The sequence below is a fragment of the Stenotrophomonas maltophilia group sp. P373 genome (assembly GCF_053295075.1).
The window spans coordinates 1,260,861-1,272,622 of the sequence record NZ_CM129994.1 but is presented as its reverse complement, the minus strand read 5'-3'; the positions used below and the strand labels follow the sequence as shown (position 1 = coordinate 1,272,622).

Sequence of the window (11,762 nt, the reverse complement as noted above, 5' to 3'; positions counted from 1 at the left end):
GAGGGCGTCTTCGTCGAGCGGGAAAAACTAGCACAAGGAAGCTGACCGTTGCCGTGATTGACGTTTGTAGAGCCGGCCTCACGCCGCGTCGATGGCCTCGGACAGGCGTTCCACCGCGATCACCTCCATGCCTTTCACCGAACCGCCCTTGGGCGCATTGGCCTTGGGCACGATGGCGCGCTTGAAACCATGGGTGGCGGCCTCGCGCAGGCGGTCTTCGCCATTGGGCACCGGGCGGATCTCGCCGGACAGGCCCACTTCACCGAAGGCGATGGTCTTCTCCGCCAGCGGCCGATCCTGCAGCGACGACAACACCGCCAGCAGCACCGGCAGATCGGCGGCAGTCTCCTGCACGCGGATGCCACCGACCACATTGACGAACACGTCCTGGTCGCCGACCAGTACGCCGCCATGGCGATGCAGCACCGCCAGCAGCATCGCCAGGCGGTTCTGCTCCAGGCCGACCGCGACACGGCGCGGGTTCGACAGCGGCGATGCATCGACCAGCGCCTGTACCTCCACCAGCAGCGGCCGTGTGCCCTCGCGGGTGACCATCACGCAGCTGCCCGGCTGGTGGGTGCTGCCGCCGGAGAGGAAGATCGCCGAAGGGTTGGAGACCTCCTTCAGGCCCTTGTCGCCCATCGCGAACACACCCAGCTCGTTGACCGCACCGAAGCGGTTCTTGAACGCGCGCAACAGGCGGAAGCGGCTGCCGCTCTCGCCCTCGAAGTACAGCACCGCGTCCACCATGTGTTCCAGCACGCGCGGGCCGGCGATGCCACCCTCCTTGGTCACGTGGCCGACCAGGAACACGGCAGTGCCGGTCTCCTTGGCGAACCGCACCAGCCGCGCCGCACTCTCGCGCACCTGGCTGACCGAACCCGGCGCAGCGGTCAGGCTCTCGGTCCACAGGGTCTGCACCGAATCGGCCACGATCAGCCGCGGCCCAGCCCTGGAGGCATGCTGCAGGATCGACTCGACCCCGGTCTCGGCCAGCGCGTTGACCCCGTCCAGTGGCAGCTCCAGGCGGTGCGCGCGGCCGGCCACCTGGGCCAGCGACTCTTCACCGGTGACGTACAGCACCGGCAGTTCGGCCGCCATCTTCGCCACCGCCTGCAGCAGCAGCGTCGACTTGCCGATACCCGGGTCGCCGCCCACCAGCACCACCGCACCTTCGACCAGGCCACCACCCAGCACGCGGTCGAACTCGCCGATGCCAGTGGAGACCCGGCGATGCTCGGTCTGCTCCACGTCCTTCAGCGCGGTGATCTTCGGCGGATCGATCTTGCCGGCCCAGCCCGCCCGCCGCGATGCCGGTGCCTTGGCCGCCGCCGCGCTCTCCAGCACGATTTCACACAGCGAGTTCCAGGCGTTGCACTCCGTGCACTGGCCCTGCCATTTGCTGAATTCGGCGCCGCATTCATTGCAGACGTAGGCGGTGCGGGCTTTGGCCATCGGATGATTTCCAGCAACGGGAACAGGCGTGGCAGGATAGCCGAGCCCGGTCGCAGCTGCTGCGACCGCTCAAGTCCTGCCCACCCGCGCCGATAGGGGTCGCGGGCGTGCGCCTTGCGGGCGCCCCCTTCCTCCCCCACTGGATTCAACATGACTGGCAGTTACAGTCAGAGCCTGGTCATCATCTCCCTGCTGGTGGCCATTCTTGCTTCGTACACGGCGCTGGACATGGCCGGGCGCCTGGCCACCGCCGAGGGCCGCGTGGCCCGCTGGTGGCTGGCGGGGGGGGCGGCGGCGATGGGCCTGGGCATCTGGTCGATGCACTTCATCGGCATGCTTGCCTTCGACCTGCCGATTGCGCTGGGCTACGACCTCGGCATCACCCTGTACTCGCTGGCGGTCTCGATCGGCGCCTCCGCCTATGCGCTGTGGCTGGTGTCGCGCCCCACCCTGCCGTGGCGCCGGCTGTTGGCCGGGGCCGTGCTGATGGGCCTGGGCATCGCAGCCATGCACTACCTGGGCATGGCTGCGATGCGCATGCAGCCCGGCATCGACTACCACCCGGGCTGGTTTGCCGCCTCCATCGCGGTGGCCATCGGTGCCGCTGGCGCCGCCCTGTGGATCGCCTTCCGCCTGCGCGCCGAGCAGCGCCACACCCTGCTCCTGCGCGTGCTCGCATCGCTGGTGATGGGCCTGGCCATCGTCGGCATGCATTACACCGGCATGGCGGCGGCGCGCTTCCCGGAAGGCAGCATCTGTGGCGCCGTCGGCAGTGGCGGCATCGACACGCGCTGGCTGGCGGTGCTGGTGATCGTCACCACCGTGGCCACGCTGGGCATCGCCCTGGTGGCCTCGCTGTTCGACCGGCAGATGCGCGTGCGCACCGGGCTGCTGGCCGATTCGCTGGCGCACGCCAACGACAAGCTGATCCAGGCGGCCCTGCACGACCCGTTGACCCAGCTGCCCAACCGCATGCTGCTGCAGGACCGCATCGAGCAGGCCATCGAGAAGGCGCGGCGCCGCAATCATGCGGTGGCGGTGATGTTCTGCGACCTGGATGGCTTCAAGGCGGTCAATGATGCCTATGGTCACCAGCTTGGCGACCGCCTGCTGGTGGCGATGGCGCAGCGCATCGGCGGCCTGCTGCGCCCGCAGGACACGTTCGCCCGTCTCGGCGGCGACGAGTTCGTGATCGTGCTGGCCATCGATACTCCCGACGATGCGGTCGTGGTGGCCGAGCGCATCATTGCCGCCGCCGGTGAGCCATTCACGCTGGATGCGGCCGAACTGCAGGTCAGCGCCAGCCTGGGCATCGCCCTGTACCCGGATGACGCCAGCAACGAGCGCGAGCTGATGGCGCACGCCGATGCGGCGATGTACCACACCAAGGAGACCGGGCGGAACGGCTACACCTTCTTCACCCCCTCGATGCAGCTCAGTGCCAATCGCCAGCTGCGCCTGCTGCAGGACCTGCGCAAGGCCATCGCCCGCAACGAACTGATCCTGCATTACCAGCCCAAATTTCCGGCCGCGGGCGCACCGGCCACCGGCGCCGAGGCGCTGCTGCGCTGGCAGCACCCGGAGTTGGGGCTGCTGGCACCGGATGTCTTCATTCCGATCGCCGAACGCAGCGGCCTTATCCTGCCGATCGGTGACTGGGTACTGGACCGGGCCTGCGCGCAACTGCGGGCATGGCACGATGCCGGGCATGCGGAATGGACCATGGCAGTGAATCTCTCGCCGTTGCAGTTCGCCTCGCCGGCACTGCTGGACAGCGTGCGCGAGGTGCTGGAGCGGCACCGGATCGAACCGGCACGGCTGACCCTGGAGATCACCGAAACCACGGCGATGAAGGACGTCGATGCCAGCTTGGCGATCCTCAGCGACCTGACCGCAATGGGCGTGCACATCGCCATCGATGATTTCGGTACCGGCTATTCCAGCCTGCTCTACCTCAAGCGGATGCCAGCCACCGAACTGAAGATCGACCGTGCGTTCGTGCACGACCTGGAACGCAATGACGAGGACGCCGCCATTGTCTCGTCGATCATCGCGCTGGGCCGCACCCTGCAGCTGCAGGTGGTGGCCGAGGGCGTGGAGACCCAGGCGCAGCGCGAGTACCTGAGCGAGCTCGGCTGCGACCAGCTGCAGGGCTACCATCTGGGCCGGCCGATGGAGGCCGAAGAGTTCCTGCGCCGGGTGGGGTGAGGCCCCGGTTTCGGGGTCAGAGCCCTTGCCGCAGGCATGGGCTCTGACCCCATCCACGCAACTCCATCCACGCATGGCGTGGATCTACCCGGGCCCCGGGGTCAGAGCCCTGCCCTGCGGACAGGGATCCGACCCCATCCATCCGCCAACAGAAAGGCCGCCCGAGGGCGGCCTTTCTGCGTGGCAACGTCGCGAGGACGTCAGTGCATCATGTGCACGTTCATGTTGTGCATGACCCACAGGGTGCCGATCACGATGATGCCGATCACCACGACGGTGAAGGCCGCAGCGTTGACGTTCCAGCGACTTTCCGAAGAGCGATCCAGGTGCAGGAAGAACACCAGGTGGACCAGCATCTGCAGCACCGCGGTGACTGCGATCACCACACCGTTGACGGTGCGCGAGAAATCGCCCGACATCACCATCCAGAACGGGATGACGGTCAGCACCACCGCCAGCACGAAGCCGATCAGGTACGACTTCACGCTGCCGTGGCTTTCGCCGCCCGTGCCGTGGTCGTGTGCATGGTTGTCATGTGCCATTACAGCGCTCCATTGAGGTAGACGACGGAGAACACGCCGATCCAGATCAGGTCCAGGAAGTGCCAGAACAGGCTCAGGCACGCCATGCGGGTCTTGTTGGTCGGGGTCAGGCCGTACTTCTTCAGCTGCACGAACATCACCAGCAGCCACAGCAGGCCGGCGCTGACGTGCAGGCCGTGGGTACCGACCAGGGCGAAGAACGCCGACAGGAAGGCACTGCGGTCCGGACCGTAGCCCTGATGGATCAGGTGCTGGAACTCCCACACTTCCATGCACATGAAGCCGAAGCCCAGCAGCCAGGTGATGCCCAGCCACAGGTACATCTGGCCCATCTGCTTGCGGTGCATGGCAATCATGCCCAGGCCGAAGGTCAGCGACGAGGTCAGCAGCAGCGCGGTTTCCCACGCCACGAACGGCAGCTCGAACAGGTCCTTCGCGGTGGGACCACCATCGGTACCGCCCGCCAGCACCACGTAGGTGGCGAACAGCGAGGCGAAGATGAGGCAGTCGCTCATCAGGTACACCCAGAAACCGAAGACGGTGTTGCCGCCGGTATCGTGGTGCTCGTGGTCGTCATGGCCATGGGCCGCCGCGTGCGCGGCGTGCCCGTGGCTCAGGGTCGAGGTATTGGTGCTCATGCCTTCAGCTCCGACTTCACCAGGCCCTGGGCTTCCAGGTGCTTGCGGTGTTCGTTCTCGATGCGTTCCACCTCGGCGGCCGGGACCCAGTAGTCCACGTCCTGGTCGAAGGTGCGGTAGATGAACGTGGCGATCATGCCGACAAAGCCGACGATGGCCAGCCACCAGATGTGCCAGATCATCGCGAAGCCGAACACCAGGCTGAAGGCACCGATGACAACGCCCGTGCCGGTGTTGCGCGGCATGTGGATGTCGGTGTACTTGGCCGGCTTCGGCCAGGCTTCACCCCGCTGCTTGCGCTCCCAGAAATCGTCCAGCTCGGTGACTTCGGGCAGCGTCGCGAAGTTGTAGAAGGCCGGCGGCGAGGAGGTTTCCCACTCCAGCGTACGGGCATCCCACGGGTCGCCGGTCAGGTCGACGGTCTTCTTGCGGTCGCGGATCGACACGGCCACCTGGATGATCTGGCACAGGATGCCGGCGCCGACGATGAACGCGCCGCAGGCAGCAACCAGCAGCAGCGGCTCGTAGGCCGGGTTCACGGTGCTCTGCAGGCGACGGGTCATGCCCATGAAACCCAGCACGTACATCGGCATGAAGGTCACGTAGAAGCCGATGAACCAGCACCAGAACGCGCACTTGCCCCAGAACTCATTGAGGCGGAAGCCGAACATCTTCGGCCACCAGTAGGTGATGCCGGCGAACATGCCGAACACCACGCCGCCGATGATGACGTTGTGGAAGTGGGCGATCAGGAACAGGCTGTTGTGCAGCACGAAGTCGATGGCCGGAATCGCCAGCATCACGCCGGTCATGCCGCCGATGACGAAGGTGACCATGAAGCCGATGGTCCACAGCACCGGGGTGGTGAAGTGCACGCGGCCGCGGAACATGGTGAACAGCCAGTTGAAGATCTTCACGCCGGTCGGGATCGAGATGATCATCGTCGTGATGCCGAAGAAGGCATTGACGTTGGCACCCGAACCCATGGTGAAGAAGTGGTGCAGCCACACGATGAACGACAGCACGCCGATGCAGGCGGTGGCGTAGACCATGCCCTTGTAGCCGAACAGCGCCTTGCGCGAGAAGGTCGCGATGACTTCGGAGAACACACCGAACGCCGGCAGGACCAGGATGTACACCTCCGGGTGACCCCAGATCCAGATCAGGTTGATGTACAGCATGGCGTTGCCGCCACCGTCATTGGTGAAGAAGTGCGTACCCAGGTAACGGTCCAGGGTCAGCAGCACCAGGGTGATGGTCAGCACCGGGAAGGCCGCGACGATCAGCACGTTGGTCACCAGGGCGGTCCAGGTGAACACCGGCATCTGCATCAGCTTCATGCTGGGGGTGCGCATCTTGAGGATGGTGATGAAGAAGTTGATACCACTGAGCGTGGTACCCAAACCCGCCACCTGTAGACCCCAGATGTAATAGTCCATGCCGACGCTTGGACTGTATTCGATGCCCGACAACGGCGGGAACGCCAGCCAGCCGGTGGCAGCGAACTCACCGATCCACAGCGACAGCATGATCAGCACCGCACCGGACACGAACAGCCAGAAGCTGAGCGAGTTGACGAACGGGAACGCGACGTCGCGCGCACCGATCTGCAGCGGCACGGCCAGGTTCATCAGGCCGGTGATCAGCGGCATCGCCACGAAGAAGATCATGATCACGCCGTGGGCGGTGAAGATCTGGTCGTAGTGGTGCGGCGGCAGGTAACCCTCGGAACCACCGACGGCGATGGCCTGCTGGGTACGCATCATGATGGCGTCGGAGAAACCGCGCAGCAGCATGACGAAGGCGACGATGAGGTACATCACGCCGATCTTCTTGTGATCCACCGAAGTGAACCACTCCTTCCACAGATAGCCCCACAGCTTGAACTTGGTGATCAGGGCGACGACGCCCAGGCCACCAAGAACCGCGCCGACCAGGGTGGTCAGCACGATCGGATCGTGGGGGATCGACTCAAGAGAGAGTTTTCCCAACATGTTCATTCTCCCGAACCCGCGTGGCCGGCATGGCCTGCGTGTTCGTGTTCGGTGGCATCCAGGTTTTCACCCGATTCCTTGGAATCATGCGCGTCACTCGGGGCATGGCCTTCGTGCGCTTCATGGGTGGCGGCATCGGCAGCGGCGGCACCAGCATGCGAGTGCTTCATGCCGTAATGCTTGTTGTCGCCCATGTGCTTGGCGATGACCCAGTCGAACAGGCCTTCTTCGGTCTTGCCGAAGTAAGTGACCGGATACCACTCGGCGTTGCGCGCTTCACCCAGGGCCTTGAACGAGGCCTTGTCCAGGGTCTGCTCGCCGGCGCGGACCTGGTCCAGCCACTGGCGGTACTCGGCATCGGTGACCGAGTAGGCGGTGAAGTGCATCTTGGCGAAGCCCGCGCCGCTGTAGTGCGAGGACATGCCCGGGAATTCACCGGTCTCGTTGGCGATCAGGTGGAGCTTGGTCTCCATCGCAGCCATCGAGTAGATCATGCTGCCCAGGTGCGGGATGAAGAAGGCATTCATCACCGAATCGGACGTGATCTTGAAGTTCAGCGGCGTGTTGACCGGGAACTTGATTTCGTTGACGACCGCCACCTTCTCTTCCGGATAGATGAACAGCCACTTCCAGTCCAGCGAGATCGCCTCGATGGTGACCGGCTTGACGTCCGAATCCAGCGGACGGTACGGGTCCAGTGCGTGCGACGAACGCCAGGTCAGGACCGCCAGCACCAGCACGATCATGCAGGGAATGGACCACACCACCACCTCGATCGCCGTCGAGTGGGACCACTTCGGCTCGTAACGGGCCTTGGTGTTGGAGGCGCGATACTTCCACGCGAACGTCAGGGTCATGATGATGACCGGGATGACGACCAGCAGCATGAGCACGGTGGCCGTGATCAGCAGGGTCTTCTCATCCTGGCCGATCTGGCCCTTCGGACTGAGGATGGCCACGGCATCGCAGCCGGTGAGCATCACCAGCAACGACAGCAGCAGGCCCGGGCGCAACCAGCGCCCAAGGGTTTTCAACGGAATCATCGGTCGATCCAATTGCGAGGGAATGCCGTTCCCCGTCCCTGCCTGTTCCGGCCAAAGCCGGTCCCACCGGTCCGGAAGACAGGCAGGGAGGTGGGGTCGAGTCAGCCTTTCAATTTTAGGCCGTCACCCACCATTTAAGAAAGGCATTGACAATGATCGAGCGCAGGAAAGGCCCGATTCTGGCTGCGACACGTTGTCGCACCGCGCACGCGCGGCGGGCAGGACGCCCGCGGGCGGCATCCTGGCATCAGGTGCTGGCCGGCAGTCCGCCCTCGTTCGGCAAAGTCACCTGAACCTGTTCAGGCGTGCTGGCGGGTGCCTGGCGTGGGATGCTCGGCGCAGGAGGAAGGCCCGTGGACAAGATCGACTTCAAGAAGCGCGACCGGGCGCTCTATCAACCGCCCGCCGGCAGGTTCGTACGCGTGGATGTACCGCCCATTCCCTACGTGATGGTCGATGGTCGCGGCGACCCGAACACGGCCCCCGTCTACCTGCAGGCCGTGCAGTGGCTGTATTCGGTGAGCTATGCACTGAAGTTCGCGCTGAAGGCCGAAGGGCGCGACTACGTGGTGCCACCGCTGGAGGCGCTGTGGAGTGCCGAGGACCCGGCCAGCTTCCTCGCGCGGCGCAAGGATGAGTGGGCCTGGACCGTAATGATCCGCACGCCCGAGGGCATCGGCCCTGCACAGTGGCAGGCCGCGATCAGCAAGGCGCGCGCGAAGCTGGGAGAGGCGCCGCCCAGCCTTCGCCATGAACTCCTTGCCGAGGGCCCCAGCCTGCAGACCTTGCACGTGGGCGCCTACGACGACGAGGGACCCGTCCTGGCGCAGCTGCATGACGAAGTGATGCCCGCACTGGGATACACCTTTGCCGGCCCCCATCATGAGATCTACCTGAGCGACCCGCGCAGGACCGACGCAGCGCGGTTGAAAACCGTGCTGCGGCAGCCGGTGCGGCCGATCGGGCCTGATGAGGATTCCCGCAGATGACACGAGGAATGCCGTGCGCCTGAACAACCGCCTGATGCGCTGGACCACCCTGCCCGCCGGAGGCCGCCTGATGGCCGTGCTGGGTGCTGCACTGGTGATCATGCTGGCCTGCAATCCGGATCTGCTGCCGTTGTTGCCGGTGGTGGATGCGCTGGGGCTGGACGTGCTGATGCTGTTGCTGGGTGCGCAGGTGGTGGCGGTCCTGCCTTGGGTGCGGGAGCGGGCCGCGCGCGGGATCAGAGTGCTTGCACGCCTGATGATCGGTGCATCGGCTGGAGCCGCGGGTGGTTATCTCCGGCAGCTGGCGTGGTGGCTGGCACGGGGTGCGGGGATGACGAGACGTTGATGAAGGCTTGCAACCTTCAGTGAGGTGGCCATCCAAGGATCACCGACGGGCCCAAACAAAAAGCCCCAACCAAGGCCGGGGCTTTTCATTACAACTGGTGCCGGAAACAGGAGTCGAACCTGCGACCTACGCATTACGAACCCAGCCTAGCACTGCCTAGATTGGACGCCAAGACGCTACCGCCACGATCAAAGCGCACCCGGCGCGTGCTGGGCCAGCGAACTCTAAGCGCGGTGTAAGCCCCCGGAACAACCACGACCGAATTCCTATTCATGGTGAAAGAGAGGCCGATAACACTGACTGGCACCTGAATGGTACAGTTACCTTCCCAAGGGCGATTAGCAATGGAGGCGACGTGGTCATTGACTCGGACGAAGCAGCTTGGCGGCTCTTGGAGAGGCTAATGTCAGGGGCACCCGCCAGCCCTCCCAAATTCAGGGTATGGCCGGTACTAGACATAAAGCTCAGTGGCGAGGACTACGAGTCCTCGCTCAATTCCGGCCAAATGTCCGCACTGGTTGATCTCAAAGACGTATTCGGGCGCGCGTACTCAGTCGTGGCTCACGGTGCATATGACATGCGCCGCCTGAAGGCGGAGGAGGACGAACAGCTTCAGTTCACTACAAAAGTGAAAAAGGGCTCTTCAATTCTAGAAACCGACTTTACCCCCCTGGTCAAAGCGTTTTCAAGTGCCGTCGGCTCGAATCCAGAGCTTTCTTTAATCGCAGCCCTTGTATTGGGGCTAACGCTCGTTTCAAGGCCCGTAATTCTAAAACACTATGAGAACAGAGCTAAGCAGCTTGAGATAGAGGATAAGAAGCTGCTACTTGCCTCTATCAGACCACAGCAAGGGGACAAAGAGAAGCTTGAACTCTTAGACCGAGCAGTGAGGAAACTGACCTCTCGGTATCCACAATTCTCTCAGGTAGTCCCCGACGCCCGAAGTGCATTTTGGAGATTTGCTGCCTCCTCAGTCGATGCCGAAAGTCTAACCATTGACGGCCTTATTCTTAGCCAAGAGGACTTGGAGCTCTTGGCAAACAAGAGATCAAGAAGAATTGGTGACAAACAGACGATTCATGAGACCTGCACCGTAAAATATGTTCGAAAGAACGGCGCGCATTACATGGTCGGACTGCAGGGCAAGAACATCTCGCTGAGCGCGAAGTTCATGAAGCCTCAGCTCTCAGACACCAAGATCACTAAGCTCTTCAAGCACATGGCGAACGAGGAAAAGATTGAGGTAGAGCTCGAGGTACGAGTCGTAGACAAGGCCAATCTCTCCGGACGATTGATAAAATTCAAGCTCAAAGCGTGAACCAATTCAAAAGCGGCCAGCGGGAATTAATCAAATGATCAACATCGTCCTCGACACCAACGTCTACAGAAAGAATCCATTTCGTTCCGACCTACCATTCCAGGCTTTGGCGCGACTAGCTAAAGCCGGCCTAGTGAAGGTCTATCTACCCTACCTAGTCGAGCGCGAATTTCAAACCTATCGTCGATCCCTGTGCCAGAAAGACATCAGCAGCGCAGAATCCGCACTAAGCTCCCTATTGAAAAAGGAACTGTCACCGACAAGCAAAGCTCTAGTAGAAGCTACGCTCAGCGACATCAAGGAGTACGGGCAGTCGGTACTTGATGACGCAGAGCAGTCCCTACTGATGTGGGCGAATGAGATTGGCGCCATACGACAAGAACTAACATTTGAGCAGTCAAAAAGTGCTCTGGAAGCATATTTCCAAGGCAGCGCCCCCTTGACAGAACCTAAGAAGCGCAACGACATACCGGACTCATTCATATATCAGGCAGTTAAAGCCATACCTGCCACTTCACCTCTCGTCGTGATCAGTGAGGATGGCAAGCTCGCCGACGCTATGTCCCTAATCGAACACGCGAGCACGTTCACTAGTCTGGCCGCATTTATTGAGAAAGAATCGACACAAGCACTGATCGTCGACTTAGACGTGACGGACAAGCTTCCTCAGATTATTTCAATAATTGAACAGCACCAAGCGGAAACCAATGATATCTCATCAGCGATCGAAGGAAAGATCGGGGATAGTTTGGTCAACATCACGATCCACTCTAGCCAGATACCCGATGACAACAACGAAGCTACAGTAAGTGGTTACAACGACGCGGAGGATATTGAGCTTCACTTCGATGATGCGAGCTACTTTGGCAACGGGGAAATCGGCCTCCCATTCAGCCTTTCTTTGTGGGTTTCCGCATACTTCTATATATACAAACCGGACTACTACGCGATGGACTTTGATATCAGCGTAACAGACCACAGCGACCATTATTTCCAAGCTGAGGACGAGTTCTTCCTCTCGGTGTCAGGAACCGCAAGGATCTCGGTTCCAATGCCCATCCTTCTCGCTTTAGACGCTGACGAGATCGCAGGTGCGCTCGAAGTGACAATCGATTCTGTCGAGCAGGTCGAGGTCAATTAACGCGTTTGCCAGTGACCATTAGGCAGTGTTCTAGCTGAGTCTCGCAGTACTGATGCAGTTACTCATGGCACCGCAGGTGGACAGAATT

The 11,762-nt window shown here is 62.1% G+C and carries 10 protein-coding genes; 5 read left to right on the top strand and 5 right to left on the bottom strand.

Going from position 1 to position 11,762, the window contains the following annotated elements:
* Window positions 1-78: 78 nt before the first annotated feature.
* Entirely contained in the window at window positions 79-1,455 is a 1,377-nt protein-coding gene (gene radA, locus ACSYHF_RS05900) for a DNA repair protein RadA (RefSeq protein ID WP_375367540.1), read from the bottom strand.
* Window positions 1,456-1,605: 150 nt separating this feature from the next.
* Between radA and ACSYHF_RS05895 the strand changes: the two genes are divergently transcribed.
* Window positions 1,606-3,663: a putative bifunctional diguanylate cyclase/phosphodiesterase gene (locus tag ACSYHF_RS05895; RefSeq protein WP_447576166.1), complete on the top strand. Its 2,058-nt coding sequence runs from the start codon at window positions 1,606-1,608 to the stop codon at window positions 3,661-3,663.
* Window positions 3,664-3,863: 200 nt separating this feature from the next.
* Here the strand turns inward: ACSYHF_RS05895 and cyoD are convergent, their stop codons facing one another.
* Genes cyoD through cyoA form a run of 4 tightly spaced genes read right to left on the bottom strand, consistent with a single transcriptional unit; the run spans window position 3,864 to window position 7,880 of the window.
* Entirely contained in the window at window positions 3,864-4,205 is a 342-nt protein-coding gene (cyoD, locus tag ACSYHF_RS05890; protein WP_005415725.1) for a cytochrome o ubiquinol oxidase subunit IV, read from the bottom strand.
* Window positions 4,205-4,843: a cytochrome o ubiquinol oxidase subunit III gene (cyoC, locus tag ACSYHF_RS05885; RefSeq protein WP_005408583.1), complete on the bottom strand. Its 639-nt coding sequence runs from the start codon at window positions 4,841-4,843 to the stop codon at window positions 4,205-4,207. Before cyoC ends, cyoD begins: the two co-directional genes overlap by 1 nt.
* Complete coding sequence (gene cyoB, locus ACSYHF_RS05880) at window positions 4,840-6,837, bottom strand: cytochrome o ubiquinol oxidase subunit I (protein WP_061479143.1); 1,998 nt, start codon at window positions 6,835-6,837, stop codon at window positions 4,840-4,842. Before cyoB ends, cyoC begins: the two co-directional genes overlap by 4 nt.
* Before the next feature lie 2 nt (window positions 6,838-6,839).
* Entirely contained in the window at window positions 6,840-7,880 is a 1,041-nt protein-coding gene (gene cyoA, locus ACSYHF_RS05875; protein ID WP_005415723.1) for a ubiquinol oxidase subunit II, read from the bottom strand.
* A gap of 353 nt (window positions 7,881-8,233) precedes the next feature.
* Here cyoA and ACSYHF_RS05870 point away from each other — a divergent pair, with 353 nt between their 5' ends.
* From ACSYHF_RS05870 to ACSYHF_RS05855, 4 genes are all read left to right on the top strand, one after another.
* Window positions 8,234-8,869: a GyrI-like domain-containing protein gene (locus ACSYHF_RS05870; protein WP_134955503.1), complete on the top strand. Its 636-nt coding sequence runs from the start codon at window positions 8,234-8,236 to the stop codon at window positions 8,867-8,869.
* A gap of 13 nt (window positions 8,870-8,882) precedes the next feature.
* Entirely contained in the window at window positions 8,883-9,215 is a 333-nt protein-coding gene (locus ACSYHF_RS05865) for a hypothetical protein (RefSeq protein WP_329888091.1), read from the top strand.
* A 355-nt stretch (window positions 9,216-9,570) separates the two neighbouring features.
* Window positions 9,571-10,533, top strand: coding sequence for a hypothetical protein (locus ACSYHF_RS05860; RefSeq protein WP_447576165.1), 963 nt, complete (start codon window positions 9,571-9,573; stop codon window positions 10,531-10,533).
* 34 nt (window positions 10,534-10,567) lie between these two features.
* On the top strand, window positions 10,568-11,674 hold the full coding sequence (locus ACSYHF_RS05855; RefSeq protein WP_149500823.1) for a PIN domain-containing protein: 1,107 nt from the start codon (window positions 10,568-10,570) through the stop codon (window positions 11,672-11,674).
* Window positions 11,675-11,762: the final 88 nt, after the last annotated feature.